This is a genomic window from Agrococcus sp. TF02-05, assembly GCF_017565345.1.
GTDB lineage: Bacteria > Actinomycetota > Actinomycetes > Actinomycetales > Microbacteriaceae > Agrococcus > Agrococcus pavilionensis.
The window spans coordinates 36164-61683 of the sequence record NZ_JAGEKO010000014.1 but is presented as its reverse complement, the minus strand read 5'-3'; the positions used below and the strand labels follow the sequence as shown (position 1 = coordinate 61683).

The 25520-nt window shown below is 73.4% G+C and carries 31 protein-coding genes; 15 read left to right on the top strand and 16 right to left on the bottom strand.

Annotation, left to right across the window (positions count from 1 at the left end; genetic code table 11):
- Positions 1 to 8 precede the first annotated feature (8 nt).
- Positions 9 to 296, bottom strand: a complete 288-nt coding sequence (locus JQT67_RS13045) for a cupin (RefSeq protein WP_208065178.1) — start codon at positions 294 to 296, stop codon at positions 9 to 11.
- A gap of 364 nt (positions 297 to 660) precedes the next feature.
- Here JQT67_RS13045 and JQT67_RS13040 point away from each other — a divergent pair, with 364 nt between their 5' ends.
- A complete protein-coding gene (locus tag JQT67_RS13040) occupies positions 661 to 2178 on the top strand; it encodes a DEAD/DEAH box helicase (protein WP_208065190.1) in 1518 nt (505 codons plus the stop codon).
- Positions 2179 to 2503: 325 nt separating this feature from the next.
- Here the strand turns inward: JQT67_RS13040 and JQT67_RS13035 are convergent, their stop codons facing one another.
- Positions 2504 to 3460 carry an ROK family protein gene (locus JQT67_RS13035; RefSeq protein ID WP_208065177.1) on the bottom strand — a complete coding sequence of 319 codons (957 nt, stop codon included), beginning with the start codon at positions 3458 to 3460 and terminating at the stop codon, positions 2504 to 2506.
- Positions 3461 to 3520: 60 nt separating this feature from the next.
- Between JQT67_RS13035 and JQT67_RS13030 the strand changes: the two genes are divergently transcribed.
- From JQT67_RS13030 to JQT67_RS13010, 4 genes are all read left to right on the top strand, one after another.
- Positions 3521 to 4282: an endonuclease/exonuclease/phosphatase family protein gene (locus JQT67_RS13030; protein WP_208065176.1), complete on the top strand. Its 762-nt coding sequence runs from the start codon at positions 3521 to 3523 to the stop codon at positions 4280 to 4282.
- A 19-nt stretch (positions 4283 to 4301) separates the two neighbouring features.
- Positions 4302 to 5444 (top strand): SRPBCC domain-containing protein, encoded by a 1143-nt coding sequence (locus JQT67_RS13590; protein WP_243756023.1) that lies wholly within the window; start codon positions 4302 to 4304, stop codon positions 5442 to 5444.
- Between the two features lie 156 nt (positions 5445 to 5600).
- A complete protein-coding gene (locus tag JQT67_RS13015; protein ID WP_208065175.1) occupies positions 5601 to 6329 on the top strand; it encodes a hypothetical protein in 729 nt (242 codons plus the stop codon).
- 40 nt (positions 6330 to 6369) lie between these two features.
- Positions 6370 to 7143 carry a peptidoglycan-binding protein gene (locus tag JQT67_RS13010; RefSeq protein WP_021009635.1) on the top strand — a complete coding sequence of 258 codons (774 nt, stop codon included), beginning with the start codon at positions 6370 to 6372 and terminating at the stop codon, positions 7141 to 7143.
- A gap of 4 nt (positions 7144 to 7147) precedes the next feature.
- Here JQT67_RS13010 and JQT67_RS13005 read toward each other — a convergent pair whose 3' ends face one another.
- Positions 7148 to 7852 (bottom strand): YdeI family protein, encoded by a 705-nt coding sequence (locus JQT67_RS13005; RefSeq protein ID WP_208065174.1) that lies wholly within the window; start codon positions 7850 to 7852, stop codon positions 7148 to 7150.
- A 166-nt stretch (positions 7853 to 8018) separates the two neighbouring features.
- Here JQT67_RS13005 and JQT67_RS13000 point away from each other — a divergent pair, with 166 nt between their 5' ends.
- The 3 genes from JQT67_RS13000 to JQT67_RS12990 are packed head-to-tail and all read left to right on the top strand — an operon-like array spanning position 8019 to position 10257.
- Entirely contained in the window at positions 8019 to 9119 is a 1101-nt protein-coding gene (locus JQT67_RS13000) for a hypothetical protein (RefSeq protein ID WP_208065173.1), read from the top strand.
- The gene (locus JQT67_RS12995) at positions 9116 to 9586 is read left to right on the top strand and encodes a phage holin family protein (protein WP_307864340.1); all 471 of its coding nucleotides are present in this window, start codon (positions 9116 to 9118) and stop codon (positions 9584 to 9586) included. Before JQT67_RS13000 ends, JQT67_RS12995 begins: the two co-directional genes overlap by 4 nt.
- The gene (locus JQT67_RS12990; RefSeq protein WP_208065172.1) at positions 9583 to 10257 is read left to right on the top strand and encodes a DUF3618 domain-containing protein; all 675 of its coding nucleotides are present in this window, start codon (positions 9583 to 9585) and stop codon (positions 10255 to 10257) included. Before JQT67_RS12995 ends, JQT67_RS12990 begins: the two co-directional genes overlap by 4 nt.
- 57 nt (positions 10258 to 10314) lie before the next feature.
- Here the strand turns inward: JQT67_RS12990 and JQT67_RS12985 are convergent, their stop codons facing one another.
- Complete coding sequence (locus tag JQT67_RS12985; protein ID WP_208065188.1) at positions 10315 to 11373, bottom strand: low specificity L-threonine aldolase; 1059 nt, start codon at positions 11371 to 11373, stop codon at positions 10315 to 10317.
- 129 nt (positions 11374 to 11502) lie between these two features.
- Here JQT67_RS12985 and JQT67_RS12980 point away from each other — a divergent pair, with 129 nt between their 5' ends.
- From JQT67_RS12980 to JQT67_RS12965, 4 genes are all read left to right on the top strand, one after another.
- The gene (locus JQT67_RS12980; protein WP_208065171.1) at positions 11503 to 11745 is read left to right on the top strand and encodes a hypothetical protein; all 243 of its coding nucleotides are present in this window, start codon (positions 11503 to 11505) and stop codon (positions 11743 to 11745) included.
- Between the two features lie 10 nt (positions 11746 to 11755).
- The gene (locus JQT67_RS12975; RefSeq protein ID WP_208065170.1) at positions 11756 to 13105 is read left to right on the top strand and encodes a deoxyribodipyrimidine photo-lyase; all 1350 of its coding nucleotides are present in this window, start codon (positions 11756 to 11758) and stop codon (positions 13103 to 13105) included.
- A gap of 106 nt (positions 13106 to 13211) precedes the next feature.
- Positions 13212 to 13493, top strand: coding sequence for a hypothetical protein (locus JQT67_RS12970; protein WP_208065169.1), 282 nt, complete (start codon positions 13212 to 13214; stop codon positions 13491 to 13493).
- 124 nt (positions 13494 to 13617) lie between these two features.
- Positions 13618 to 13800, top strand: a complete 183-nt coding sequence (locus JQT67_RS12965) for a hypothetical protein (RefSeq protein WP_021009644.1) — start codon at positions 13618 to 13620, stop codon at positions 13798 to 13800.
- A 75-nt stretch (positions 13801 to 13875) separates the two neighbouring features.
- On the opposite strand, the gene JQT67_RS12960 is transcribed toward JQT67_RS12965, so the two are convergent.
- The 8 genes from JQT67_RS12960 to JQT67_RS12925 form a co-directional block, all read right to left on the bottom strand.
- Positions 13876 to 14616, bottom strand: coding sequence for a hypothetical protein (locus tag JQT67_RS12960; RefSeq protein WP_021009645.1), 741 nt, complete (start codon positions 14614 to 14616; stop codon positions 13876 to 13878).
- 11 nt (positions 14617 to 14627) lie between these two features.
- On the bottom strand, positions 14628 to 15527 hold the full coding sequence (locus JQT67_RS12955) for an ABC transporter ATP-binding protein (RefSeq protein WP_208065168.1): 900 nt from the start codon (positions 15525 to 15527) through the stop codon (positions 14628 to 14630).
- A complete protein-coding gene (locus tag JQT67_RS12950; protein ID WP_026372818.1) occupies positions 15524 to 15883 on the bottom strand; it encodes a GntR family transcriptional regulator in 360 nt (119 codons plus the stop codon). The genes JQT67_RS12955 and JQT67_RS12950 overlap by 4 nt, the downstream gene beginning before the upstream one ends.
- 222 nt (positions 15884 to 16105) lie before the next feature.
- On the bottom strand, positions 16106 to 17251 hold the full coding sequence (locus JQT67_RS12945) for an ABC transporter permease (protein WP_208065167.1): 1146 nt from the start codon (positions 17249 to 17251) through the stop codon (positions 16106 to 16108).
- A complete protein-coding gene (locus tag JQT67_RS12940) occupies positions 17248 to 18129 on the bottom strand; it encodes an ABC transporter ATP-binding protein (protein ID WP_208065166.1) in 882 nt (293 codons plus the stop codon). Before JQT67_RS12940 ends, JQT67_RS12945 begins: the two co-directional genes overlap by 4 nt.
- 187 nt (positions 18130 to 18316) lie before the next feature.
- A complete protein-coding gene (locus JQT67_RS12935) occupies positions 18317 to 19132 on the bottom strand; it encodes an MBL fold metallo-hydrolase (RefSeq protein ID WP_208065165.1) in 816 nt (271 codons plus the stop codon).
- Complete coding sequence (locus JQT67_RS12930; RefSeq protein WP_208065164.1) at positions 19129 to 19599, bottom strand: SRPBCC domain-containing protein; 471 nt, start codon at positions 19597 to 19599, stop codon at positions 19129 to 19131. Before JQT67_RS12930 ends, JQT67_RS12935 begins: the two co-directional genes overlap by 4 nt.
- A gap of 41 nt (positions 19600 to 19640) precedes the next feature.
- Positions 19641 to 19991, bottom strand: coding sequence for a metalloregulator ArsR/SmtB family transcription factor (locus JQT67_RS12925; RefSeq protein ID WP_307864338.1), 351 nt, complete (start codon positions 19989 to 19991; stop codon positions 19641 to 19643).
- A 108-nt stretch (positions 19992 to 20099) separates the two neighbouring features.
- Here JQT67_RS12925 and JQT67_RS12920 point away from each other — a divergent pair, with 108 nt between their 5' ends.
- Positions 20100 to 20978: a DUF72 domain-containing protein gene (locus tag JQT67_RS12920; RefSeq protein ID WP_208065163.1), complete on the top strand. Its 879-nt coding sequence runs from the start codon at positions 20100 to 20102 to the stop codon at positions 20976 to 20978.
- Here the strand turns inward: JQT67_RS12920 and JQT67_RS12915 are convergent.
- A complete protein-coding gene (locus tag JQT67_RS12915; RefSeq protein WP_208065162.1) occupies positions 20970 to 21380 on the bottom strand; it encodes an arsenate reductase ArsC in 411 nt (136 codons plus the stop codon). The two genes, JQT67_RS12920 and JQT67_RS12915, sit on opposite strands and share 9 nt — an antisense overlap.
- 206 nt (positions 21381 to 21586) lie before the next feature.
- Here JQT67_RS12915 and JQT67_RS12910 point away from each other — a divergent pair, with 206 nt between their 5' ends.
- Positions 21587 to 21934, top strand: coding sequence for a metalloregulator ArsR/SmtB family transcription factor (locus JQT67_RS12910; protein WP_208065161.1), 348 nt, complete (start codon positions 21587 to 21589; stop codon positions 21932 to 21934).
- 6 nt (positions 21935 to 21940) lie between these two features.
- Here the strand turns inward: JQT67_RS12910 and JQT67_RS12905 are convergent, their stop codons facing one another.
- Positions 21941 to 22309 (bottom strand): DUF2834 domain-containing protein, encoded by a 369-nt coding sequence (locus JQT67_RS12905; RefSeq protein WP_208065160.1) that lies wholly within the window; start codon positions 22307 to 22309, stop codon positions 21941 to 21943.
- Positions 22302 to 22982 (bottom strand): response regulator transcription factor, encoded by a 681-nt coding sequence (locus JQT67_RS12900; RefSeq protein WP_208065159.1) that lies wholly within the window; start codon positions 22980 to 22982, stop codon positions 22302 to 22304. Before JQT67_RS12900 ends, JQT67_RS12905 begins: the two co-directional genes overlap by 8 nt.
- On the opposite strand from JQT67_RS12900, the gene JQT67_RS12895 reads away from it, so the two are divergent.
- Positions 22972 to 23958, top strand: coding sequence for a cell wall-binding repeat-containing protein (locus JQT67_RS12895; RefSeq protein WP_208065158.1), 987 nt, complete (start codon positions 22972 to 22974; stop codon positions 23956 to 23958). The two genes, JQT67_RS12900 and JQT67_RS12895, sit on opposite strands and share 11 nt — an antisense overlap.
- 9 nt (positions 23959 to 23967) lie before the next feature.
- Here JQT67_RS12895 and JQT67_RS12890 read toward each other — a convergent pair whose 3' ends face one another.
- A complete protein-coding gene (locus JQT67_RS12890; RefSeq protein WP_208065157.1) occupies positions 23968 to 25254 on the bottom strand; it encodes a sensor histidine kinase in 1287 nt (428 codons plus the stop codon).
- Positions 25255 to 25520 lie beyond the last annotated feature (266 nt).

The following is a 25520-nucleotide window of genomic DNA, read 5'->3' as shown; positions in this document are numbered from 1 at the left end:
CGTGCTCGTCAGCCGGCGTACGCCTTGACCTCGACCTCGGTGAAGACGACCCGCACGGAGCCGCGGTTCTCCATCCTGTGCGTGGTCCCGGCCGCGCGCGTGTACGCGACCCCGGGCTCGATCGCCACCTCGAGCTCCGTGCCGTCCGGCAGCACGGCCCACATGACCGACGGCTCGACGCCCACGACCGCGTAGTCGTACTCGTGCGTGTGCTCCTCGATCGCGCCGCCGGGCTCGATCGTCCACTCGGTGATCCGGAACCGGTCGTCGTCCACGAAGACTCTGGAGGTGGCCATGCGGCCATCCTCGCACTCGGCGGCATCGGGGCTAGGTGATGTCAGACCCCTGCTGATAGGCTGAGGTCACTGCGCGAGCAGGGCATCGCTGCCGGCTCGCCTGCGTCGTTGAACGCTCCTCTCTCCGCCCGGTTCTCGGGCGTCGATGAACCTTCCACGGCGAACGATCGCGGCCACCGCCGCGCTCGCCGAACTGCGTCGACGCATCCACCCAAGAACCCGCCCGCACGAGTGTGCGGTCGGCCCGGATGCGCGCGCTCGCTCACAGAAAGAGCAACCGTTGACTGACACCATCACCCCCGAGGTCACCACGACCTTCGACGAGCTCGGCGTGCCCGCCAAGCTCGTCACCGCCCTCAAGGCGATGGACCGGGAGCACCCGTTCCCGATCCAGGCCGACACCCTGCCCGACACGCTCGCCGGGCGCGACGTGCTGGGCCGCGGCAAGACCGGCTCGGGCAAGACGCTCGCGTTCTCCATCCCGCTCATCGCGCGCCTCTCGGGCGAGCTCGCGGGCGGCAACCGCCGCGCGGGCCTCCCGCTCGGCCTCGTGCTCGCCCCGACGCGCGAGCTCGCGACGCAGATCGCCACCGAGATGGCGCCGCTCGCGAAGGCCGCCGGCCTCACCGTCACCACCATCTTCGGCGGCGTCTCGCAGCGCCCGCAGGAGACCGCGCTGCGCAACGGCGTCGACATCGTCGTGGCGTGCCCCGGCCGCCTCGAGGACCTCATGAACCAGGGCATCGCCTCGCTCTCGGCCATCGAGATGACCGTCATCGACGAGGCCGACCACATGGCCGACCTCGGCTTCCTGCCGGTCGTGACGAAGATCCTCGACAAGACGCCCGGCTCGGGCCAGCGCCTGCTGTTCTCAGCGACCCTCGACAACGGGGTCGACAAGCTCGTCAAGCGCTTCCTCACCAATGAGGTCATGCACTCGGTCGACGAGGCGAACTCGCCCGTCGCGGCCATGACGCACCACCTCTTCGAGGTCGCGCCCGACGACAAGAACCTGCTCGTGCGCCGCCTCGCGTCGGGGCTCGGCCGCCGCATCCTCTTCACCCGCACGAAGCACCAGGCGAAGAAGCTCGCGAAGCACCTCACCGCCTCCGGCATCCCCGCCGTCGACCTGCACGGCAACCTGTCGCAGAACGCCCGCGACCGCAACCTCGCGGCCTTCAGCGACGGCTCGGTGCGCGTGCTCGTGGCGACGGATGTCGCCGCTCGCGGCGTGCACGTCGACGGCGTCGAGCTCGTGGTGCACGTCGACCCGCCCATGGAGCACAAGGCCTACCTGCACCGCTCGGGCCGCACGGCTCGCGCCGGCACCGAGGGCGATGTCGTGACGGTCATGCTGCCCTCGCAGCGGGGCGACACGATGTCGCTGCTGCGCAAGGCCAAGATCGGCGTGCAGCCGCAGCAGGTGACGGCGTCGTCGGATGCGGTGGACGCGCTCGTCGGACCGTACGCGCCGCACGTGGCCCCGGTCCCCGGCGGCCCCGGCTCGGGCAACGAGATCCAGCAGCAGGGCGGCGGCGGTCGCTCGACCGGCGCGAACGCGCGCCGGAAGCGCGCGGCCCGCGAGGGCGTCGCCGGCTCGGGCGCGCACGGCGCCTCGACGGGCGCGGCGCGCTCGGAGCGGCCGCGCAAGGACCGCTCGGGTCGCCCCGAGGTCAAGCAGGGCGGCGCGGCCGGCGGCCGCGGCGGCCAGAGCGGAGCCCGCTCGGGCGGTCGCTCCGGTGCGCCCGCGCGCTCCGGCGGTCAGCGCGGCGGCTCGTCGGTCGCGTGGTCGTCGAGTGGCGGCGGCTCGCTGCAGTCGGGCGCGGCCTCGGCCCGCTCGGGCGGCCAGCAGCGCCGCGGCCCGCGCCGCGCACAGGGCTGAGCCCAGCACCCGCCTCACGCACGAACGGCCCCCGGCTCACGCCGCGGGCCGTTCCGCGTCTCACCCCCGCGCGATGTGCACGCTCTTGCGGCTCGATCGCGCCGAGCGCCACAAGAGCGTGCACATCGCTGCGAGCAGCGGGGCCGCGCCGCGGATCGGCGGCGCGGCGCGCAGCTCGAGGGTGGTACCGGATGGCCGCTCGCCGCCGCTGCAGGCGACGAATCGGTACCACCCTCGGCGAAGGGTGGTACCGATTGGCCGCTTGACGCGCGCGCAGGCGACGATCCGGTACCACCGCGCGAAGGCCGCGGCGGGCCGCAGCCGCTCAGCGCGCGGCGAGCACCGCCGCGCCGATCGCCGCCGCGTGGTCGCCGAGCCGCGCGAGCTCGAGCCGGCGCGGCTGCGGCACGCCCTGCAGCGGCGCGTGCGCCGCGAGCTCGCGCTCGATGACGGGCAGCAGCAGGTCGGCCGTCTGCAGCATCACGCGCCCGCCCAGCACGACGACCTCGGGGTCGAAGGCCGGCAGCAGCCGCCGCAGCCCTGCCGCGACCGCGCGGCCCGCGCCCTCGAGCACCTCGAGCGCCCGCGCGTCGCCCGCGCGCGCCGCGCGCTCGAGGTGCATCGCGCTCGGCCGCCCGCCGGGCGCGAGCGCGACGGCCGCGGGCACCGCGGCGGCGTCGCGCGCGAGCGCGTTGCCGCCCGCGAACGCCTCGACGCAGCCGCGCGCCGTGCACGAGCACACGGGCCCCGCCTCGTCGACCGTCACGTGGCCCAGCTCGCCCGCGAGGCCGTGCGCGCCGATGAGCGGGCGCCCGTCGGCGACGAACGCGCCGCCCACCCCGGTGCCGAGCGCGAGCAGGAGCGACGACGACGCATCCGCCGCCGCCCCCATGGCCGCCTCGCCCATCAGGTAGCCGTCGGCGTCGTTGTGGATCGTCACGGGCATGCCGAGCCGCTCGGCGAGCGCGGGCCGCAGCGCGAAGTCGCGCACGCCGAGGTGCGCGGCCCACGTGATCGACTCGCGGTCGCGCGGCATCCAGGCCGCGATCGCGAGCCCGACGGCCTCGATCGGCGCGTGCCCCGCCTCGGCGAGCTGCTCGTCGAGGTCGCGCACGGCCGCCTCGAGCGCGTCGAGCAGCGCCTCGGGCCCGTGGATGCGGTGGGGCCGGTGGCTGCGCGCGAGCACGTCGTCGACGCTCCAGCCGGGCACAGCGGCATCCCTCGACGCGAGGGCGGCCCCCGCGATCTTCGTCCCGCCCACGTCGAGGCCTGCGATCGTCACGGCTCCATGATGCCGCCTCGGCCTGCCGCGTCGAGCGGCCGCGACGGGCAGGATGGGCGCATGCGGCTCGCGACCTGGAACATCCTGCACGGGCGCACGCCCGCCGACGCCGCGGTCGACGGCGACCGGTTCGCGCGCGCGGTCGCGGCGCTCGGCGCCGACGTGCTCGCGCTGCAGGAGGTCGACCGCGGCCAGCCGCGCTCGGGCATGCTTGACCTCACCGCGATCGCGGCCGAGGCGATGGGCGGCGCCGCGTCGCGCTTCGCGCCCGCCCTCATCGGCGAGCCGGCGCGGCAGTGGCGCCCCGCGGGCGACGGCGACCTCGACGCGACCGCCGACGGCTACGGCTGCGCGCTGCTCAGCCGCCACCCGGTGCTGCGCTGGCACGTGCTGCGGCTCGAGCCCTCCGCGCGCTTCCGCGCGCCGCTGCGCGAGCCCGGCGCGCATGAGGTCACCTGGATCCGCGACGAGCCCCGCGTCGCGATCGCCGCGACCGTGCGCACGCCGACCGGTGACCGCACGATCGCCGCGACGCACCTCTCGTTCGTGCCGGGCGTCAACGTGCGGCAGCTGAAGCGCACGCTCCGCTGGCTCGAGGCCCTCCCCGGCCCGCGCGTGCTGATGGGAGACCTCAACCTGCCGGGCGCGGTCGTGCGGCGCGTCGGCGGCTGGCACTCGCTCGCGCGGCAGCGCACGTTCCCGGCCGATCGCCCGATGGTGCAGCTCGACCACGTGCTGAGCGACGAGCGGCTCCCCGCGCGGCGCATCCGCGTGCCGCGCCCGCCGCTCTCCGACCACCTGCCGCTCGTCGTCGAGGTCTAGCCGCGGCACACTGGGTGGCATGCGCATCCTGGTGACGGCCTTCGAGCCCTTCGGCGGCGACCCCGAGAACGCGAGCCTCGAGGCGGTGCGGCGCCTCGAGCAGGCATGGCGCGACGACCCGCAGCCCGGCATCGAGCTCGTGACGGGCACCCTCCCGGTCGCGTTCGCCGCCGCGGGACCCGCGCTCGCGGCGCTCGTCGAGCGGCACGCCCCGGATGCGGTGCTCGCGGTCGGCGAGGCGGGCGGGCGCTCCGCGATCACCCCGGAGCGCTGGGCGGTCAACGAGGACGACGCGCGCATCCCCGACAACGCCGGCGACCAGCCGCGCGGCACCGCGATCGACCCGTCCGGCCCGGAGCGGCGCCCGTCGGGCCTCGACACCGATGCGCTCGTGAGCGCGATCCTCGCCGTCGGGCTGCCCGCGCACGCGAGCGACGACGCCGGCCGCTTCCTCTGCAACCACGTCGCCTACCTCGTCGCAGGGCTGCCGGTCGCGGGCGGCTTCGTCCACGTCCCGGCGGTGCGCTCGAGCGGCACGGCGAGCGTCGGCGACGAGACCGACCCCGGGTCGTCGGCCGACGCATCCGTCATCACCCACCAGGGTCGCGCGCTCACCTTCGACGACCTCGCGCTCGCCCTCGCCGCGGCCGTGCGCGCGATCGCCCGCGGCGACCGCGAGCCGCACGACGCCGACCGGGCGGAGGCCGCCGCGCGCGTCGACCGCGCGGGCACGGTCGTGGCCGCACCGCCCGAGCGCGTGTACGACGCGCTGCTCGACGCGGACGCGCTGCGGCAGTGGCTCGCGCCCGATGGTGCGACGGCCACGATCGAGGAGCTCGACGCGCGCGAGGGCGGCGGGTTCCGCGCGACGCTGCGCTTCGACGCGCCCGTCGACGCGAAGTCGGGCGACGACGTCGACGTCTCGCGCGTCACGTTCGTCGAGCTCGTGCCCGGCGAGCTCGTCGTGCAGCGCGTCGCGTTCGAGAGCGCCGAGGAGCGGTTCGGCGGCGAGATGCTCATGACGTGGCGGATGCAGCCGGTCGCGGCGGGCACGCGGGTCACGGTCGCGGCGTCCGACGTGCCGCCCGGCATCTCGCCCGCCGACCACGAGCTCGGGCTCGGCCAGTCGCTCGCGAAGCTCGCCGCCTACCTCGAGGGCTGAGTCAGGCCTGGCGAACACAGGTCTGGTCGGCACGCCCGCGGCGGAGTAGCGTGCGTAGCGCGCCGGACAGATCCACCGCCGGCACCTACGAGGAGGTAGGCAGGCCTCCTGCCGCAGACCGCGAGCTGCCGCCCTGAAGCGAACGGGATTCGCGCAATGCCCAGGGAAGAGTTCAGGGTCGATGAGGCCCTTGTTGACGAATCGGTGCGGGGAAGCGCACGAGCGCCCGGCGTGGCTGCAGCAGGCAGGGCGGCCGTGAAGGTCGGGCGAGTGCAAGCCCAGGGGCACGTCGATCTCGAGCGAGGCGAGGCCGCGGCTTCTGCCTCCGCGACCACCGTCGAGGTGAACGCCTCGGGAAGCATCGATACACCTGTCGTGGACGGGCAGGGTAGTGCGACCGCGCGTGGACCGAGCGCTCATGGGAGCGCTTCCGCGAGCCGGGACGGGATCGAAGCCGGAGCTGGTGTGTCTGCCGGCGAGGTCGGCGTCGATGCGGGGGTCGAGATCCTCGGCGACGAGTACCGATACGGCGTGAAGTTCGGCCTCAAGGCGGAAGTGGGGGTGAAGTGGGGCCCTACGAGCCGGATCAAGCTCCCGCTCGTGACGCTTGAAGGGCCGAATCCAGCAGCGGCCCTCACGCAGTTCGGAGCCGAGGCGCTGAAGAACCTCGTGACCGACCCGATCGGCACCGTCGAGGACACCGCTGAGGACGTCGCTGACGCCGCCGTCGACGCAGCTGAGACTGCGGTCGATGTCGTGCTGGTGCCGGTGAAGCTGATGGAGGACCTGTTCGACACGGATGATGACGGGCCCCCGGTCGCCACCCACGACGGTCAGTACGAGCACAAGGAGCGAGCGCCGAAGGGCACCGTCTACTTCGACTGACGTCCATCGGATGCAGGACGCCCTTGAGGGAGGAAACGTCATGGCCCTGCAATCGCCGCGCTTCGCCGGCGACCCCGTGCTGGAGTCGTGCTTCGCCGGCACGCATCGAATGCACACTCCGGAACAAGGGGACGCTGTGCGGAAGGTGCAGCAGGCACTCATCGATCTCGGCTATCCGATCCCGTCAGGCGCGACCGGCGGATTCTTCGCGGAGACGTCGGCGGCCGTCGTGCTCTTCAAACAACGGCACGGGCTGCAGCCCTCCGATCCGGTGGTGGGACCGGGCACCATCCGCGCTCTGGACGAGGACATCAGTCGACTCGACGGCGGAACACCACCGCCTGCGCCGGTAGCAACTCGTATGGAGGGCAAGTTCATGTTCGGAGGCGAGGGGGCCACGATCCCAAGCACCGGATTCGGACTCTCCTACGCCCTCTTCAAGGTGTGGTTGCGAAGCGAAGGGGGTGCGTGGCGCGGTTACACGACCGCCTCCAACGAGGGTCTGCTCGGTGCGGCGATCATCGAAAGTCCAGTGACAGGATTCCTAGCCGACAATGCCGCGATGCTCGCGGAACTCCACGGGGCGGACGTGAAAGTCACTATCCGTTCGTCGACCTTCGTGCTCACGGGCGGCGCCGCGGATTTCGAGATGACCGTCAAGAACAACTACGGCGACCCCACGGTCGTGCGCTTCTCGACCGGGGAGGCGAAGGGGTTCTCGACCGTCGTCGGAGCGATCGAGTTCCATGCGACGTTGCTCGTGCTGCCTCCTGAGGAGCTCGACCCGACGCGCAACACCTACCTTCCCTGGTAGCGGGTCAGTCGCGCGCATCCGAGGTGTCAACGGCAAGCCCCGCGCGGGTCGCCGCTGCGGCGGCCGCGGCGGCGCGCTCGACCCACTTCGGCGTCTCGCCGTAGCGCTGCGGCGGGATGAGGCGGCCGGCCGCGGAGTCGTCGGCGAGCTGCCGCGCCCGCTGCTCGCGCGTCGCCTCGCGCTTCGCGCCGAGCACCCACGCGATCGCCGCGCGACGGTACGTCGCGGTCGCCTCGGCGAGGAACGCGAGCGCCGCGGGGCGCTCGTCGAGGTGGCGCTGCAGCTCGGGCGGGAGCGCGCTCTCGGCGTTCTCGTAGGCGTAGACCGCCGTGCGCTCGGGCTGGCGCGCCTCGAACGCGGCGATGCCCGCCGGGCGCATGCGCCCCTCTGCAGTGAGCCGCTCGACGTGCGCGACGTTGACGGCCGACCAGTTCGAGCCGCGCTTCCTCGGCGTCCAGCGCTGGCGGCGCGAGTCGTCGTCGATGCGCTGCGAGAGCGAGTCGATCCAGCCGAAGCACAGGGCCTCCGGCACCGCCTCCGCCCACGTGAGGCCCCGAGGCGAGACGTGCTTCGCGTTGAGCCCCATCCACAGCTCCGTCGCGGTCTCGTGGTTGGCCTCGAGCCAGGAGCGGAACTCGGCGGCATCGCGGAAGAAGGTGGCAGGGCGCTCCGCCGTGCCGCCGGGCGTGCCCGGCCGATCGTCGTCCATGCGAACAGCGTGACAGCACGGACCCACATAGCACGCGACGTTCAGGTGACCCTTGAGGCGCATCCGGCCCATTCGCCGCCTGCTCCCAGGTTCGGGGTACATCGTCGGGGCACGGCAACACACCGCAGCGGAGGTACGCCTCCGCCCGAATCAGGATGGACGGACGATGACGAACGTGCAGCAGCCCGGCGGCCCCACGGAGGACCGCACGACGGTCGGCGGAGCAGCGTCGGGAACCGGCATGCCCGGCCAGACGACCGCCGGCGGAACCACCAGCGCGACCACCGGCACCACGAGCGGGGCCCACGCGGCAGGCAGCGGCAGCAGCGGCTCCGGCAGCAGCTCGAGCGGCGGCGGCAAGGCCGACGCGGCGAAGGAGGAGGCCTCGAAGCTCGGCGGCTCCGCGAAGGACGCCGGGCGGCGCGTCGCGGGCACCGCGAAGGAGGAGGCCCACAACGTCGCCTCGGAGGCGAAGACGCAGGGCAAGCGGCTGCTCGACCAGGCGATGCACGAGGCGTCGTCGCAGACGAAGGCACAGCAGCAGCGCGCGGCCGAGGGCATCAGCACCTTCGCCGGCGACCTGCGCGGGATGGTCGACGGATCGGGCGGCGGCGACGGCTTCGCCGCGCAGCTCGTCACCGAGATCGGCGACCGCGTCGAGGCGGCCGGCCGCTGGCTCGAGGACCGCGAGCCGAGCGACCTGCTCGACGAGGTGAAGTCGTTCGCGCGTCGTCGCCCCGGCACCTTCATCGCGATCGCCGGCGTCGCCGGCCTCGTGGTCGGCCGCCTGACGGCGGGCATGATCAGCCAGGCGAAGGCCGAGCACGAGCGCGAGCGCGGCTCGGCGGGCTCCTACGGCAGCACGCCCTCGGGCGCCTACGGCGCGACCGGCACGAGCGGCTACGGCTACGGCACGAGCGGCTACGACGACGGTGCGACCGGGACGACGGCGTACGGCACCGGCGCCGGCACGGGTACCGCGGGCTACGGCACGACGGGCACCGGCTCCTCGGGCTACAGCACCGCGGGCTACACGAGCGGCACGGCGGGCTCCGGCGTGCACGGCTCGGCCGCCACCGGCGGCTACGGCACCAACCCCTCGCCCGAGAGCACGTACGGGGTGGGCCAGGGCGCGACCGACGCGCAGACGAGCGGCACCGACCCGGCCATCGGCGGCTACGACGCCGAGACGGCCTACCCGGGCAGCGACGAGTCCGGCAGCCCCGCCGACCGCCAGCCCGGCACGCGGGGGGAGAGCGGGCTGTGAGCTCCGAGTTCAACGCCACCGGGCGCCACTCGCCGGAGGACCCCGCGGTGATCGCCGCGGACACCCCCGCAGAGACGCGCGCGGCGAGCCAGTCGGTCGGCGACATCGTCGGCGACCTCATGCGCGACATGTCGCAGCTCATGCGCGACGAGATCGCACTCGCGAAGGCGGAGGGCACGGAGCAGGCGAAGCGCTTCGGCAAGGGTGCGGGCATGCTCGGCGGCGCCGGGTATGCGGGCCACCTGCTGGTGCTGTTCCTGTCCCTCGCGCTCATGTTCGTGCTCGGTGACCTCCTCGACCACCTCGGCTGGGGAGCCCTCATCGTCGGCGTCCTGTGGGCGATCGTCGCGGCGATCCTCTACTCGATGGGCCGCAAGGCCCTCAAGGAGGTCGAGCCCATGCCCGAGACGGTCGACTCCGTCAAGCACATCCCAGACGCACTGCACACCAAGGAGGAGAACCGATGACCGAGACACCCGAGGAGATCCGCGCGCGGATCGATCGCACGCGCGAGAGCGTGAGCGGGGACGTCGACGCGCTGGCCGAGAAGGTGTCGCCGAGCGGCATCGTCGGCCGGGAGACCGAGCGAGTGAAGGGCAAGGTGAACGCGGTGAAGGAGCGACTGTTCGGCTCTGACGACAGCGACGACCACGGCGTCGTGGGCCAGGCCGGCCACGACGTCCGCGGTGCCGTCGGCCACATGGGCGACAGCGTGCGCGGCACGGTCTCGCACGCGGGCGACAGCGTGCGCGGCACGGTCTCGCACGCGAGCGACAGCGTCCGCCACGGTGCCGACATGGCCGTGCGGAAGGCCAAGGGCAACCCGCTCGCCGTCGGCCTCATCGCGTTCGGCGTCGGTGCGCTCATCGCCTCCCTCATCCCTGCGAGCGAGCCCGAGAAGCAGGCTGCGCAGAAGGTCAAGGAGGGCGCTGAGCCGCTCGTGGAGGGCGCGAAGGACGTCGCCAAGGAGGCTGCCGAGAACCTCAAGGAGCCCGCCCAGGAGGCGGCGCAGCACCTCAAGGAGACCGCGCAGAGCGCCGGCGAGCACGTCAAGGGCGAGGCGCAGGGCGCCGCCGACGACGTGAAGTCCGACGCGGAGCAGGCGCGCGACCGCGTGCAGGGGCAGTCCGGCTCCTGACCCGCGCTGCACGACCCGAGGCCCCGGCGGAGCACCGCCGGGGCCTCGTCGTGCGCCCTACGCGCCTGCGGCCTCCCGCACGGCGCGCGCGAGCGCATCCACGTCGTCCTCGGTCGTGTCCCACGTGCACATCCAGCGCACCTCGAGGGCGGATGCGTCCCAGTCGTAGAAGAAGAAGCTCTGCCGCACGCGGTCGGCGACCCCCTCGGGCAGTCGCGCGAACATGCCGTTCGACTGGGTCGGGTAGGCGAAGGAGACGCCCGGCACGTCCTCGACCGCGGCGCGGAGCCTCGCCGCCATCGCGTTCGCGTGCTCGGCGTTCCGCCGCCACAGGTCGCCGTCGTAGAGGGCGACGAGCTGCGCCGAGATGAAGCGCATCTTCGAGGCGAGCTGCATGTTGAGCTTGCGGAGGTAGACGAGCGCCTCGCCCACGCGCTGCTCGCTCGCGCGGCTCGAGAGCACGACGACCGCCTCGGCGCCCATCGCGCCGTTCTTCGTGCCGCCGAGCGAGAGGATGTCGACGCCCGCGTCGGTCGTGAAGGCGCGCAGCGGCGCGTCGAGCGCGACCGCGGCGTTCGCGAGCCGCGCGCCGTCCATGTGCAGGAGCATGCCGCGCTCGTGCACGTGGTCGGCGATCGCCCGGATCTCCTCGGCGTTGTAGAGCGTGCCGAGCTCGGTCGACTGCGTGATCGAGACGGCGAGCGGCTGCGCGCGGTGCTCGTCGCCCCAGCCCCACGCCTCGAGGTCGATGAGCTCGGGGGTGAGCTTGCCGTCGGGCGTCGGCACCGTGAGGAGCTTGATGCCGCCGACCCGCTCGGGCGCGCCGCCCTCGTCGACGTTGATGTGGGCGGTCTTCGCCGAGACGACCGCACCCCAGCGCGGCAGGAGCGCCTGCAGCGCGAGCACGTTCGCGCCTGTGCCGTTGAAGACGGGGAACGCCTCGGCGGCCTCGCCGAAGTGCTCGCGCACGACCTGCTGCAGGCGCGCGGTGAAGGCGTCGGCGCCGTAGGCGGACTGGTGGCCGCCGTTCGCGGCCGCGATCGCGTCGAGCACCTCGGGGTGCACGCCGGAGTAGTTGTCGGAGGCGAAGCCGCGGAGGTCAGCGTCGTGGAGCATCTGCACGGATCCATCCTCGCAGGGCGCGCGAGCGCATCCGCGTCGATCCTCAGTGCGGTTCCAGGTCGCGCGGTGAGACTGGCGGCCGGATGCGCGGCGCCAGACGCCGCCCGACGAGCGGAGGAGCCCATGGCCGACGAGCAGGAGCGCAGCGCCCAGGATGGCGTCGACCCGGCGGCGAGCGACGCGAGCCTCGGTGCCGCGGAGTGGCCGGCCGGCGAGGCCGACGAGCCGCACGGGCGCGCGGAGGTCGAAGGCTCGATGCACGGCTCCGCGGCGGAGGAGGCTGCCGAGGAGCAGCGGGCCGAGCGCGAGCCGACGGGCATGGCGCGCGAGAGCGATGACGGCGACCTGACGCCGAGCGACTCGTAGCGGCCGCGGCATGCCAGCCCAGCTCGTCTGGTTCCGCCGCGACCTGCGCGTGCGCGACCACCCCGCGCTCGCCGCGGCGGCCGCCGCCGGCGAGGTGCTGCCGGTGTTCGTCCCCGACCCGGCGTTCAGCGGGGCGGGCGCGCCGCGCACCGCGGCGCTCCGCACGGCGTTGCGCGCGCTGCACGAGGCGACCGACGGTGCGCTCGTGGTGCGATCCGGGCGGCCCGAGGAGGTCATCCCGGCGCTCGTGCGCGAGGCGGGGGCGGATGCGGTGCACGTGTCGGGCGAGTCGACCCCGTTCGGGCGGCGGCGCGACGCGCGCGTCGAGGCGGCGCTCGACGTGCCGCTCGTCGCGACGGGCTCGCCCTACGCCGTGACGCCCGGCCGGGTACGGAAGGGCGACGGCTCGGCCTTCCGCGTCTTCACGCCCTTCTCGCGGGCATGGCTCGAGCACGGCTGGCGCGCGCCCGCCGAGCGGCCGAGCGCGCGCTGGGTGCGGCGCGTCGAGGGAGAGCCTCTGCCTGCGCCCCCCGCGACGAGCGCCGAGCTCTCGTGGGCGAGTGAGGAGGGCGCGCTCGAGCGCTGGCGCGCGTTCCTCGACGGGCCGATCGACGACTACGACGCGGCGCGCGATCGCCCCGATCTCGACGGCACCTCGCGCCTCTCGATCGCGCTCAAGCTTGGCGCCGTGCACCCGCGCACGCTGCTCGCCGACCTCGACGCCGTCGCGCCGCGACGCGGCCGGTCGGCGCAGCGCTCCCTGAAGCGCTTCCAGGCCGAGCTCGCGTGGCGCGAGTTCTACGCCGACGTGCTGCTCCGCCACCCCTCCTCCGCGTGGCGCGACCTCGGCGCCCAGCTGCGCGGCATCGCCTACGACGAGCCCGGCCCGCTCTTCGAGGCTTGGTGCGCCGGCCGAACGGGCTTCCCGCTCGTCGACGCCGGCATGCGGCAGCTGCTCGCCGAGGGCTGGGTGCACAACCGGGTGCGGATGGTGACCGCGAGCTTCCTGACGAAGGACCTGCACGTGTGGTGGCCCTACGGCGCCCGCTTCTTCCTCGAGCACCTCGCCGACGGCGACCTCGCCTCCAACAGCCACGGGTGGCAGTGGGTCGCGGGCACCGGCACGGATGCGGCGCCCTACTTCCGGGTCTTCAACCCGGTGCTGCAGGGCCAGCGGTACGACCCCGACGGCGACTACGTGCGCCGCTGGGTGCCCGAGCTCCGGCACGTCGCCGGTGCCGCGGTGCACGAGCCGTGGAAGGTGCCCGACGGCCTCGCGCACGGCTACCCGCAGCGCATCCTCGACCACGCCGTCGAGCGGCGCGAGGCGCTCGACCGGCTCGCGGCCGTCTCGGCGTGACGAGCCAGCGGCCGCTCAGTCGCGATCCAGGTGCGCGGGCGAGGATCGCGGGAGCGGAGTCAGCGGTGCCGCCCGGTGTCGCCCGCTCGGAGCGAGGGAGATCCCGATGACGGATGCAACGGACGACGGCCTGCAGCCCGGCGGCACGACCGGCGCCGAGCATGACGGCGGCGAGCAGCAGGTCGCGGCCGAGTCGCAGGACGCGCTCGACGAGGCGCTCGACGGGAGCTCGCCCACCGGCGCCGAGCGCCCGGTGAGCGGCGGGATCCACGACCCGCTCGCGGGCTCCGGCGCACCTGCCGAGGGCGCGACGGGACCGGAGCTCGGCGGCGCCGGCCAGGTGATGCAGGACGGCGCGAGCGACGACGGCGCCGACGCGCAGCCCTGACGCGCGGAGTCGGCGGAATCTCTGGAGCGCTCCACAGTCGCCCACCAGGTTGGGGGACGAGACTGTCGGACGCGGAACCAGCGGCGCCAGCCGGTGCCGCCCGCGCAGCTGGAAGGAGTTCCAGATGACGGACGCGCCCCAGACGGGCTCGATGACCGCGATCCCGGAGGAGGCCCACGCCATCCCCCCGGTGGGCGAGGGGATCGAGCCGAAGGGCGACGCCGATGTGCCCGGCACGACGCGGCACCTCGATGCCGGCGAGCAGCCGCCCGGCGGCCTCCCGCAGCAGGCGGACCCGCTCGGCTGAAGTCGCGAAGAGGGCCCGCCCACGAGTCGGAGTCGACTCGCGGGCGGGCCCTCTCGCTGCGCCCCGAGACTGCTGCTACCGAGCCTGCGCCCGTCGCACGAGCGCGAGCCAGATCGCGCCGCCGATGGCACCGATGCCGGCGGCCACGACCATCCAGGGCACCCAGCCCATCGCGGCGACGTCGACGACGAGGCCGCGGAAGCCCTCCGAGAGCAGCGCACCGGCGAGGATCCCGACGACGACGACGGCGAGCGCGATCCAGAAGACCCAGAGGAACGGCTGGCCCCAGCGGTGGAAGGCGGTGGTGATCGCCGCACCGACGAGCGCGACGCCCAGGATGAGGATGAAGGTCTGGATGAGTGTCTGCCACCACTCGCCGACGCCGGTGTAGACGACGTCGAAGAAGCGCACGCCGAGCCCGTAGCCGCCGGTCGCGACCTCGATGACCTTGCCGACCGTGACGATGACGGCGTAGAAGGCGGCGTTGAAGACGAACACGAGCACGGTGCCGGTGGCGAACTCGCGCCGCGTGAGGCCCAGGCCGAGCGCGAGCGGGAAGTACTGCCCCATCGCGGTGAAGCCGAAGCCGATGAGCGGGCCGAGCAGCGCGAAGATCGCGCCGTTGAACATCATGCCGGTGTTCATGCCCTGCCGGGCCTCGGTGAGCGACTCCGCCCCCTGGGAGGTCGCGACGTTGATCACGAGTCCGCCGATCACGAGCACGATCGCGAGCGACACGAGCATGATCAGCAGCGGCCAGCCGAAGGCCTGCATGCGGTTGACGGTGTGGAGCTGGATGACGTTGCGGATGCGCATGGTCACTCCTCTCAAGCGGTCGCGACCGGGGTCGCGGGGTCGGTGGCGGATGCGTTGGCGGTCGTGAGGTGCACGAACAGCGCCTGGAGGGAGACGGGCGAGATGTCGAGCCCCGCCTCGCGCGCGGCGCGCTCGTCGCCGTCGCGCGCGGCGAGCGTCGCGGTCGCGAGGGAGCCGAGCCGGGTGTGCTCGAGCGGCTCGCGGCCGGCGAGGAACGCATCCACGTCGTCCGCTCGGCCAGAGACGGTCAGTGCCGCGTCGTGCAGCTCGTCGGTGTCGGCGTCGAGGAGCACCTTGCCCTGGTCGAGGATCACGACGTGCTCGAGCAGGTTCGCGACCTCGTCGATGTGGTGCGTCGAGAGCACGACCGTGCGCGGGTGCTCGGCGAAGTCGTGCAGCAGCTCGTCGTAGAACATGCGGCGCGCGACGGCGTCGAGGCCGAGGTAGGGCTCGTCGAAGAACGTCAGCGGCGCTCGCGACGCGAGCCCGACGACGATGCCGATGGACGAGAGCTGGCCGCGCGAGAGCTTCTTGATGAGGCGCTTCGTCGGCAGCTGGAACCGCTCGACGAGCCGGTCGGCGTAGGCCTGGTCCCAGTTGGGGTAGGCGCCCGCGGCGATGCGCAGCACGTCGATCGGCCGGAAGGTGTCGGGGTACTTCTGGCTCTCCTGGATGAACGCGGTCTGCGAGAGCACGTCGACGTTCTCGACCGGGTCGCCGCCGAGCACCTCCATCGAGCCGCTCGAGGCGAAGACCTGGCCGGTGAGCAGCTTCATGAGGGTGGTCTTGCCGGCGCCGTTGCGGCCGAGCAGCCCGTGGATGCGGTGCTCCTCGAGCGAGAGCGTCACGCCGTCGAGGGCGTCGACCTCGGCGTAGCGCTTGGTGAGGTCGGTGGTGACGATGGCGGTCATCGTGCGACTTCCTTCGTGATCATGTTCGCGAGCTCCTCCGGGCCGATGCCCAGGGCTGCTGCCTCGCGAAGCAGGGGTGCGATGAACTGGTCTTCGAACGCGAGCTTGCGGCGCTCGCGGAGCGCCGCTCGGGCGCCGGGGGCGACGAACATGCCGATCCCTCTCCTCTTGATGAGCACGCCCGCGTCGACGAGGAGCCCGAGGCCCTTGCCGGCGGTCGCAGGGTTGATGCGGAGGAAGGCGGCGAGCTCGTTGGTCGAGGGCACCGCCGCATCCTCCGGGTAGCTGCCGTCGAGGATCCCGTCCTCGATCTGCTCGGCTACCGCGACGAAGAGCGGCTTGCTGTCGTCGAGCATGCCTGCCTCCTAGTGGTCGGGAGAGCGCTGCGCATCGCACTCCGTTGGTTCATTACTCGACTAATGAACCACCGAACCGCCGCCGTGTCAACCTCGACTGAGGAACGCATCCGCCGGGCACGACGCAAGCCCGCCACGCACGGCGTGCGGGCCCTGCGCTCGACACGAGCGGATGGGCCGCGAGACCGCGCGGACGGGCTTGCGTCGTGCTGGAGTGCGGAGCTACCGCTTCAGGGCATCCCGCCACTTCACCATCGAGCCGGTCTTGAGCAGCGAGCGCTCGTAGATCCGCGACGCGATCGCGATGGCGAGCACCGTCGAGAGCGCGAGCACGCCGAGCGAGAGGTAGGGCTCCCACCACTCGGTCGTCTGCAGGTAGACGCGCATCGGCACGGCCACCGGCGCCGAGAACGGCACGTACGACATGATCTGCAGCGCGAGCGGGTTGTTGTTGAAGATGATCACGAGGAAGTACGGGATCATCACGAGGAAGATGAGCGGGCTCGTGGCCGAGCCGAGGTCCTCGGCGCGCGAGACGAGCGCCGCCGCCGCCGCGTAGAGCGCCGCGAGCATGATGAAGCCGACGGTGAAGAGCACGACGAACCAGACGATCGGCATGCCGAGGCCGTCGAGCAGCAGCTGCGAGCCGGTGAGCGCGCCGCCGATGAGCGTGACGGCCGCGATGAGCGCGATCTGCCCGAACGCGAGCACCGAGTTGCCGAGCACCTTGCCGGCGAGGATCGCACGGGCCGGCACCGTCGCGAGCATGATCTCGACGATGCGCGACTGCTTCTCCTCGACGACCGATTGCGCGATCGTCTGGCCGAAGGTCATCGCCGACATGAAGAACACGAGGCCGAACGCGAGGCCGATGAAGTAGGTGAGCATCGGGTCGGGCGCGTTCGGGTCGAGCAGTTCGACCTCGGGCGTGACGCTCAGCAGCTGGATGAGGCCGCCGTCAGCCTCGCGGTCGCCGACGACGACGAGGCCCGAGGGGCCGTCGCCCGCGATGACGCCCGCGTCGGCCGAGCCGTCGCGCACGGCCTCGCGCACCGCATCCGCGTCGTCCGCCGGCACGACGGCGAGGCCGTCGAGCGCCTCGAGGGTCGGCGCGATCTCGGCGGTCGTGGCGACCTCGGTGTCCTCGTCGAACAGCTCGGGGCCGATCGACGAGAGCAGCACCGCACCGAAGACGAGCGCGAGCGTGATGAGCGTCGAGATGATGAAGGCCTTCGAGCGCAGCTGCACCATGATCTCGCGCTGCGCGACGATGCCGGCCGCTTGCGCGAAGCTCGTGCGCCCGCGGTCGTTGGCGACGGATGCGTCGGCGCGGCCCGGCGCGCTCGGGCGGGGAGCGGTGGTGGTCATCGGACGACCTCCTGGAAGATCTCGGTCAGCGGGCGGATGGAGGGGGCGAAGCTGCGGACGGTGCCGCGCTCGAGCGCCTCGCGGAGCACGCGGTCGGCGTGCGCGTCGGAGTCGGCGGCGAAGCGCACGTGGCCGCCGTCGAAGTCGATGACCTCGATGCCCGGGATGCCGCGCACGAAGCCGGCGTCGTCGGTCTCGAGCAGCCACTCGGGGCGCGTGTGCGCGGCGCGGATCTGCTCGCGGGTGCCGGCGGCGCGCACCTGGCCGTGCGCGAGGATGACGAGCGAGTCGCACAGGCGCTCGACGAGGTCGAGCTGGTGGCTCGAGAAGAGCACGGGAGCGCCGGTGCGCGCGACGTCGCGCAGCACGCCGAGCGTCGTCTCGACGGCCATCGGGTCGAGGCCGGAGAAGGGCTCGTCGAGCACGAGCGCGGTCGGCTCGTGCACGAGCGCGGCGGCGATCTGCGCGCGCTGCTGATTGCCGAGGCTGAGCGACTCGAGCTTGTCGTCGCGGCGCTCGGTGAGGCCGAGCTGCTCGAGCAGCTCGTCGGCGCGAGCGGCGGCGCGCGCCGAGGAGACCCCGTGGAGGCGGCCGAGGTAGACGAGCTGCTCGTGCACCTTCATCTTGGGGTAGAGGCCCCGCTCCTCGGGCATGTAGCCGAACTGGGCGCGGTCGTCGGCGGTCACGGGGCGGCCGTCGACGAGCACCTCGCCCGAGTCGGGCGAGAGCACGCCGAGGATGATGCGCATGGCGGTGGTCTTGCCGGCGCCGTTGGCGCCCACGAAGCCGGTCATCAGGCCGTCGCGCACGTCGAAGGAGACGTCCTTGAGCGCCTGGTGCCCCTTGAACGAGCGGGAGATGGAGCGGATGGAGAGCATGCTTCGAATCTACGAATCCGCCCGGCGCCGCACCTCCCCCCGACGGCTGGACTTCGCGCTCCGCCGAGCGGGGGAGCGGTGTCCCCCGCCCCTCCACCGCTGAGCAGCGCATCCCGCCGCTGGCCGAGCAGCCGCCGAAGGCGGCGTATCGAGACCGATCCGCTCCGTCTCGATGAGCGCGCCCGCGCTACTCGACGAGCGGTCGACCCGCGAGGGCGTCGGCCTGCGCGCGGTGCACGTCGACCATCCAGTCGAGTGGCGCCGACGAGCCGATGCGCGGGTCGGCGGGCTCTTCGCCGTCGCGGAGCGCCGTCACGTAGGCGCGATCGAGTGCGATCCGCGCGCGCAGCTCGGCGCCGTCGCCGACCGAGCCGTGGCCCGGCACGAAGGCGTTCACCGCCGCGGCGACGCCTTCAAGCACGTCGAGGCCGGCGAGGTAGTCGCCGATCGGATCCGACGCGCCCAGGTCGAGGAAGGGCACGAGGATGTCCGAGACCATGTCGCCCGCGACGAGCACGCCGCGCTCCTCCACGAGCAGCGCCGCGTGGCCCGCGGCGTGCCCGCGGTGCTCGAGGATCCGCACTGCCGTGCTATCCCATGGGACGTGCGTCGACGCATCCGGCACCGGGGTGATGAGGCCGAGCAGCTCCATCGGGATGTCGTCGATGAACTCCGGCGGCAGCCACGGTGCGAGCTCCTCCTGCCAGCCGGGTCGCGCGAGCAGCTCGGCCGTCGCCGCCGCGCACGCCGCCGTGCCGAAGCGCGGCGCCTCGCCGAGCTCGGCGTGCCACAGCACGTGGTCCCAATCGGGATGGGTCGCGAAGGCGGCGACGACCGGCTGCCGCAGCCCGCGCAGCGCGGCCGCGATCCCGGCGAGCTCGGCGCGCGTGATGCCCGGGTCGACGACGAGCGCGCCCGAGGGACCGAGCACGACGGTCGCGCGGCTCTGGATGCATTCGCTCTCGTGCACGAGCACGCCCTCGGCGATCGGCTCGAGCGTCATCGCGCGACCGCTTCTCCCGCGGTGCTCGCGAGCGCGTCGTCGAGCTCCTCGAAGGCCTCGGCCCAGCCCTGCGAGACGCTCGTCGCGCTCACGCGGTCCTCGTCCACGCCCTGCAGGTGGAAGGTCATCTCGCACCGCCCGCCGTCGAGCTCGGCGAGATCGATCGTGATGAGCATCGCCTCCTCGACCGAGTCGCCGGGGTCGGCCCACGAGAACCGCAGCCGCGACGGCTCGTCGACCTCGAGGTACTGCCCGCCCGTCGGGTACTCGCTCCCGTCCGGCGCGATCATCAGGTACTCGTACGTGCCGCCGACCCGCAGGTCGATCCGCACCGACGCCGGCGGCGTGACGACCTCGTGCGGGTGCCACCACTGCGCCGCGATCGCCGGATCGGTCCACGCGCGCCACACGGCCTCGCGCGGCGCCGCGAACTCGCGGGTGATCGTGAACTGCTTCCTCGTGTCCATCACTGCTCCCTTGCGGTGTGGGTGCGGACGGGGCGTCCGCGTCAGGCTTCGGATGCGTCGTGACCGCGGGCGAGGTCGGCGAGCACCTCGTCGAGGCGGTCGAACCGCGACTGCCACGCGGCGCGGTGCTCGGCGACCCACGCCTCGGCGTCGTCGAGCCCCTCGGGTCGCAGCGCGCACGAGCGCCACTGGCCCTGCCGGGTGCGCTCGATGAGCCCGGCCTCCTCGAGCACGCCGAGGTGCTGCGAGATCGCCGGGCGGCTGACGGCGAACGGCGCCGCGAGCTCGCCCACGGTCTGGGTCCGGGCGGCGAGCCGCTCGAGCATCGCCCGCCGCGTCGGGTCGGCGAGCGCGAAGAAGATGCGCGAGAGCGGATCGGTCGCGATCGGCACCCGGCCACCTCCTCTGCGTAAGCAACTGCTTACATGGTGCGCCGACGCATCCGTCGTGTCAAGGGGAGCGCTCAGACCGCTCGGACGCGCGGGTGCGAGAGTGGCGGCATGACGCCGACCCGCCCGAGCGAGCCCTCCGGTCGGGCGCGCGTCGGCATCTCGGGCTGGCGCTACGCGAGCTGGCGCGGCGACTTCTACCCGAAGGGCCTCGTGCAGCGGCGCGAGCTCGAGTACGTCGGCGAGCGCATGTCGAGCGTCGAGCTCAACGGCTCGTTCTACTCACTGCAGCGGCCGGCGAGCTACGAGCGCTGGCGCGACGCGGTGCCGGAGGGCTTCGTCTTCGCCGTCAAGGGGCCGCGCTTCATCACGCACATGCTGCGGCTCCGGAACGTCGAGACGGCGATGGCCAACTTCTTCGCCTCCGGTGTGCTCGCGCTCGGCGCGAAGCTCGGGCCGATCCTGTGGCAGCTGCCCGAGCGACAGGAGCTCGACGTCGAGGTGCTCGAGGCGTTCTTCGCCGGTTTGCCGCGCTCGACGGCCGAGGCGCTCGCGCTCGCGCGGCGCCACGACGAGCGCATGGTCGGCCGCGCGTGGGTCGAGGAGGTGACGGATGCGCCCCTCCGGCACGTGCTCGAACCTCGCGCGCGCTCGTTCGAGACCCCGGAGGCGGCCGAGCTGCTGCGCACGCACGACGTGGCGCTCGCGGTCGCCGACACCGCGGGGCGCTGGCCCGCGTTCGGCGAGGTGACGAGCGACTTCGTCTACATCCGCCTGCACGGCTCGCGCGAGCTCTACGCGAGCGGCTACACGCCGGCCGAGCTCGACGGCTGGGCCGAGCGCATCCGCGGCTGGACGAGCGGTGCGGCGACGCCCGACGGACGCCCGCGCGACGTCTACGTGTACTTCGACAACGACATCCACGGCCACGCGCCGCACGACGCGGTCGCGCTCGGGGCTCGCGTCGAGCGCTGGCCCGAGTCAGGCTGAGGGCGCGAGCTCGGCGAGCAGCGCCTCGACGCGCCGCTTGATGTCGTCGCGGATCGGGCGCACGGCCTCGAGCGCCTGCCCGGCGGGGTCGTCGAGCTCCCAGTCCTCGTAGCGCTTGCCGGGGAAGATCGGGCACGCGTCGCCGCAGCCCATCGTGATGACGACGTCGGACTCGCGCACCGCATCCGTCGTGAGCACCTTCGGCCGGTTCGCGGCGATGTCGATGCCCTCCTCGCGCATCGCCTCGACGGCCACCGGGTTGATGGTGTCCTTCGGGGCCGAGCCCGCGGAGCGCACCTCGACGCGGTCGCCCGCGAGGTGCTGCAGGTAGCCGGCGGCCATCTGCGAGCGGCCGGCGTTGTGGACGCAGACGAACAGGACGGTGGGCTTCGTATCGGTCATCGGTTCCATTCTCGAGCAAGGGCCGCCCCTGGTGCACGCAGGAGCGGCCGGTCTGCTCAGCAGCAGTCCTGGTCGAGCTCGGGCGGGCAGCCCAGCTCGCCGCACAGCGTCTCGGAATCCATCGCGCACCTCCTTCCATCGATCATCGTCGATGCATTCTGATCGCATCCATCGACGGATGTCAATGCATGTGCCACGATGGATGCATGCCGACCGCCGCGCTCCCGTTGACCGACCTGCAGGCGTGCTGCTCGCCCGTCACCCGCGAGGTGATGGTCACGGATGCCGCAGCGACGCTCTCGCGCGCGCTCAAGGCGCTCGCCGACCCGGCACGGCTGCGCCTGCTGTCGATGGTCGCGGCGCACGCCGATGGCGAGGCGTGCGTGTGCGACTTGACGGAGCCGCTCGGCCTCTCGCAGCCGACCGTGTCGCACCACCTCAAGGTGCTCGTCGACGCCGGCTTCCTGACGCGCTCGAAGCGCGGCACCTGGGCGTACTACCGGCTCGTGCCGGGCGCGCTCGACCAGGTCGCCGGCCTGCTCGCCAACCCCTGATCCGCGTCAGGCGCGGGCCTCGGCGTCGCGGCTCGCGAGCGCGACCGCCCGCAGCCCGAGGAAGAGCGGGAACGTGAACGCGATCGCCGTGACGGCGCTCAGCGCGACGAGCACCCAGGCCCGCTTCGCCCATCCGAGCCGCGTGCCCTCGACGACCATGAAGATCGCCGCCGCGACGGCGACGACGACGAGATCGGTCGAGGCCGAGGCGGTCGCCGCGTTCGCGAACCACGCGCCGAAGTAGTCGGCGCCGCCCGACTCGAGCACGAACGCGACGTTGAACCACATCGTGCCGACGAGGCCGGCGGCCGAGAGCGCGAACCACAGCACCGCGACCGCGGGGATGCGGCGCCGGTGCTCGGCCCGGTCAGCCACGGGGCGCGATCACCCCGTGCTCGTACGCCCAGATGACGGCGTGGATGCGGTCGCGGATGCCGAGCTTCAGCAGCACGTTCGACACGTGCGTCTTCACGGTCGCCTCGCCGACGAAGAGCTCCTTCGCGATCTCGGCGTTCGACCTGCCGCGGGCGAGCAGCAGGAGGGTCTCGCGCTCGCGGTCGGTGAGCGGGGAGAGATCGGCGGATGCGTCGGGCGCCGTCGGGCGCGACCCGGCGCCCGCGGGCGCGGTCTGCGCCGCGAACCGCTCGATCACGCGCCGCGTGACCTCGGGGGAGAGGAGCGCGTCGCCGCGGGCGAGCGCGTGCACGGCGTCGATGAGCTGCTCGGGCTCGGCGGTCTTGAGCAGGAAGCCCGAGGCGCCGGCCGAGAGCGCCTCGAAGAGGAAGTCCTCGCGGTCGAAGGTCGTGAGCATGAGCACGGCCGCGTGCGAGTCGCTCGCGCAGATCGCGCGCGTCGCCTCGAGCCCGTCCATCACGGGCATCTGCACGTCCATGCAGATCACGTCGGGCTGCAGCTCGGCGGCGAGCCGCACGCCCTCGGCGCCGTCCTTCGCCTGCCCGACGACCTCGAAGCCGTGCTCCGACGAGAGGATGGTCTCGAAGCCCGCGCGCACGAGCGCCTGATCGTCCACCAGCAGGATGCGCGTCACCCCTCAACGCTACCCGCGCGATGCGCACCCGCATGCTGAGCCGGACCCCGCTGCCCGATGGAGGACGACGGATGCGCGCAAGATCACGGACGATCGTCGCCAGCCTCATCGCCGCGCTCGTCGGATCTCGGGCCGCGCGTTCCCGCAGCGGGCGCAGGTCGTCCACCTCGCGAGCGGCGAGAGCTTCCCCGACGGCCTCGCCGCCGGCCCCGCGGCCGCGGCGCAGGGTGGCTCCGTGCTCCTCACGCCCCGTGGCAGCGCGCCCGCCGCGGTGCTGCAGGAGATCCAGCGCCTGCAGCCGACGGAGGTCGTGATCGTCGGCGCCGAGCCCTCGGTGTCGGCGGCGGTCGAGACGGCGGTGCGGAGGCTCGCTCCGGCGCGCACGGTCGTGCGGCTCGGCGGCACCGACCGCTTCCACACGAGCCGGCTCATCGCCGAGCACGCCTTCGACTCCGCAGGCTCCGCCCTCGTCGCGACGGGTCTCAAGTTCCCCGACGCGCTCGCGGCGGGCCCGGTCGCGGCGCGCCGCCAAGGCCCCGTGCTGCTGGTGAACGGCGGCAGTAGCACCCTCGACGCCGCGACGCGCGAGACGCTCGACCGGCTCGGGGTCGGATGGGTCGGGGTCGTCGGCGACGCGAGCTCGGTCTCCACCGGCATCGCCGCGGGCCTCTCGAGCGCGCGGATCGACGTCGCGCGGTATGCGGGCGCCGACCGCTTCGCGACCGCGGGGCAGCTCGCGCGCGAGTTCGGCGTCGTCGACACCGCCTACCTCGCGAGCGGCACCGGCTTCCCCGATGCGCTCGCCGGTGCGGCCGCGGCCGGCGCCGACGGTGCGCCGCTGCTGCTGTCGCGGCAGTGGTGCATGCCGGCGGCCACGCGCAGCGCGCTCATCACCGCCGAGCCCGACGAGGTGCTCGTGCTCGGCGGGCTCCCGACGATCAGCCAGCCGGCCGCGAGCTACGCGCGCTGCCCCTGATCGCCGCGGTCAGCCGGCGGACGCCGCGGTGGACGAGGGCTCCTCGAGCTCCTCCGCGATCCCGTCGGTCGCCGCGCTGCGGCCGCCGTGCGCCGGGATCCGCGCCCGCACGAGCCAGCCGCCGCGCGAGCGCGGCCCCACCTCGAGCGCGCCGCCGAGCGCCGCGACGCGCTCCCGCATGCCGAGCACGCCGGCGCCCGCACCGTGCTCACCCGCGCCGCCGCCGTGGCCGTCGTCGGCGATCTCGACCTCGAGCTCGTCGGGCAGGTAGCGCACGCGCACGTCGACCTCGGCGACCGGGCCGGCGTGCTTGCGCGCGTTCGTGAGCGCCTCCTGCACGATGCGGAACGCCGTCAGACCGACCATGGGCGTCACCGGGCGCTCCTCGCCGATCGTCGAGAGCGTCACCCGCTGCCCGCTCGCGCGCGCCGACTCGACGAGCGAGGGCAGCGCGTCGAGCTCGGGCGCCGCGGCCGCGCCCTCGTCCTCGGAGCGGAGCGTGACGACGAGCGAGCGCAGCTCGGTGATCGCCTCCCGTGCCGACGCCTCGACGTGCCGGAGCGCATCCGCCGCCTTCTCCTGATCGGTCGCGAGCACGCGGCGCGCGGCGCCGGCCTGCACGCCCATCGCCGACACGTGGTGCGCCACGACGTCGTGCAGCTCGCGCGCGATGCGGAGCCGCTCGAGCGAGACGGCCTGGTCGGCGAGCTGCGCCTGCTGCGCCCCGATCTCGGCGTGGGCGGCGGCGAGCCGCTCCTGCTCGATCGCCGAGCGCCAGGCGCGGTCGCCGAAGATCCACCCGCCGCCGAAGTAGGCGGCGTTGACGACCACCTGGATTATGAGCAGCGCGAAGAACGCCGAGACGCCGCGCTCGCCGGTCTCGGGGTCGAAGAAGCCGCGCACCGCCGAGGCCGCGAGCCACGCCGCCATCAGCAGCGAGATCACGACGCGCGACCAGAACGCGCGCCGCCGGTCGGGATCCCACGCACCGATCGAGTAGAACCCCAGGAAGAGGGCGACCTGCGACGCGTAGAGCTCGAGGGCGCCCGCCTCGCCCGCGGCGACGTAGATGACGATCTGCGCGATCGCGACCGGCACGGGGAACCGCCGCCGCCAGACGAGCGGCAGCGGCAGCACGATCGCGGCCAGCAGCGGCGCCCAGATGGGCGTGCTCTCGAACTGGAGACCGGTCATGTCGGTGAGCGCCACCATGAGGCAGCCGACGGCGGCGAGCACGCCGGCGAGGATGGCGTCGGCGCGCATCGAGGTCGCGTCGGGGGCCTTGCGCACGGGCATGCGTCGAGCCTAGGCGGGCCGTCGAGGCGGTGCCTCAGCCGTGCGGCGGGCAGAGGCGCCGTCTGCGCTCCGTCGCGCGGGGGAGGGCGGAGAGCTGAGAACCTATCGACCACCTGTGTACCCCATTGGGGTACGCTCGATCCATCAGCATCGACTCAGTCAAGAACGTCGTCTACACGGATGCAGACATCGACGAGATCCTCGCCGAGCTCAACGCCTCCGTCCGCGGTCGCACTCATTCGGCCCTCATCTCCTCGAAGCCCAAC

Coding starts and splice junctions, on each gene's coding strand:
- JQT67_RS13045 (WP_208065178.1), bottom strand. CDS start 296: ATGGCCACCTCCAGAGTCTTCGTGGACGACGACCGGTTCCGGATCACC.
- JQT67_RS13040 (WP_208065190.1), top strand. CDS start 661: ATGGACCGGGAGCACCCGTTCCCGATCCAGGCCGACACCCTGCCCGAC.
- JQT67_RS13030 (WP_208065176.1), top strand. CDS start 3,521: ATGCGGCTCGCGACCTGGAACATCCTGCACGGGCGCACGCCCGCCGAC.
- JQT67_RS13590 (WP_243756023.1), top strand. CDS start 4,302: ATGCGCATCCTGGTGACGGCCTTCGAGCCCTTCGGCGGCGACCCCGAG.
- JQT67_RS13015 (WP_208065175.1), top strand. CDS start 5,601: ATGCCCAGGGAAGAGTTCAGGGTCGATGAGGCCCTTGTTGACGAATCG.
- JQT67_RS13010 (WP_021009635.1), top strand. CDS start 6,370: ATGGCCCTGCAATCGCCGCGCTTCGCCGGCGACCCCGTGCTGGAGTCG.
- JQT67_RS13005 (WP_208065174.1), bottom strand. CDS start 7,852: ATGGACGACGATCGGCCGGGCACGCCCGGCGGCACGGCGGAGCGCCCT.
- JQT67_RS13000 (WP_208065173.1), top strand. CDS start 8,019: ATGACGAACGTGCAGCAGCCCGGCGGCCCCACGGAGGACCGCACGACG.
- JQT67_RS12990 (WP_208065172.1), top strand. CDS start 9,583: ATGACCGAGACACCCGAGGAGATCCGCGCGCGGATCGATCGCACGCGC.
- JQT67_RS12985 (WP_208065188.1), bottom strand. CDS start 11,373: ATGCTCCACGACGCTGACCTCCGCGGCTTCGCCTCCGACAACTACTCC.
- JQT67_RS12980 (WP_208065171.1), top strand. CDS start 11,503: ATGGCCGACGAGCAGGAGCGCAGCGCCCAGGATGGCGTCGACCCGGCG.
- JQT67_RS12975 (WP_208065170.1), top strand. CDS start 11,756: ATGCCAGCCCAGCTCGTCTGGTTCCGCCGCGACCTGCGCGTGCGCGAC.
- JQT67_RS12970 (WP_208065169.1), top strand. CDS start 13,212: ATGACGGATGCAACGGACGACGGCCTGCAGCCCGGCGGCACGACCGGC.
- JQT67_RS12965 (WP_021009644.1), top strand. CDS start 13,618: ATGACGGACGCGCCCCAGACGGGCTCGATGACCGCGATCCCGGAGGAG.
- JQT67_RS12960 (WP_021009645.1), bottom strand. CDS start 14,616: ATGCGCATCCGCAACGTCATCCAGCTCCACACCGTCAACCGCATGCAG.
- JQT67_RS12955 (WP_208065168.1), bottom strand. CDS start 15,527: ATGACCGCCATCGTCACCACCGACCTCACCAAGCGCTACGCCGAGGTC.
- JQT67_RS12950 (WP_026372818.1), bottom strand. CDS start 15,883: ATGCTCGACGACAGCAAGCCGCTCTTCGTCGCGGTAGCCGAGCAGATC.
- JQT67_RS12945 (WP_208065167.1), bottom strand. CDS start 17,251: ATGACCACCACCGCTCCCCGCCCGAGCGCGCCGGGCCGCGCCGACGCA.
- JQT67_RS12940 (WP_208065166.1), bottom strand. CDS start 18,129: ATGCTCTCCATCCGCTCCATCTCCCGCTCGTTCAAGGGGCACCAGGCG.
- JQT67_RS12935 (WP_208065165.1), bottom strand. CDS start 19,132: ATGACGCTCGAGCCGATCGCCGAGGGCGTGCTCGTGCACGAGAGCGAA.
- JQT67_RS12930 (WP_208065164.1), bottom strand. CDS start 19,599: ATGGACACGAGGAAGCAGTTCACGATCACCCGCGAGTTCGCGGCGCCG.
- JQT67_RS12920 (WP_208065163.1), top strand. CDS start 20,100: ATGACGCCGACCCGCCCGAGCGAGCCCTCCGGTCGGGCGCGCGTCGGC.
- JQT67_RS12915 (WP_208065162.1), bottom strand. CDS start 21,380: ATGACCGATACGAAGCCCACCGTCCTGTTCGTCTGCGTCCACAACGCC.
- JQT67_RS12910 (WP_208065161.1), top strand. CDS start 21,587: ATGCCGACCGCCGCGCTCCCGTTGACCGACCTGCAGGCGTGCTGCTCG.
- JQT67_RS12895 (WP_208065158.1), top strand. CDS start 22,972: ATGCGCGTCACCCCTCAACGCTACCCGCGCGATGCGCACCCGCATGCT.
- JQT67_RS12890 (WP_208065157.1), bottom strand. CDS start 25,254: ATGCCCGTGCGCAAGGCCCCCGACGCGACCTCGATGCGCGCCGACGCC.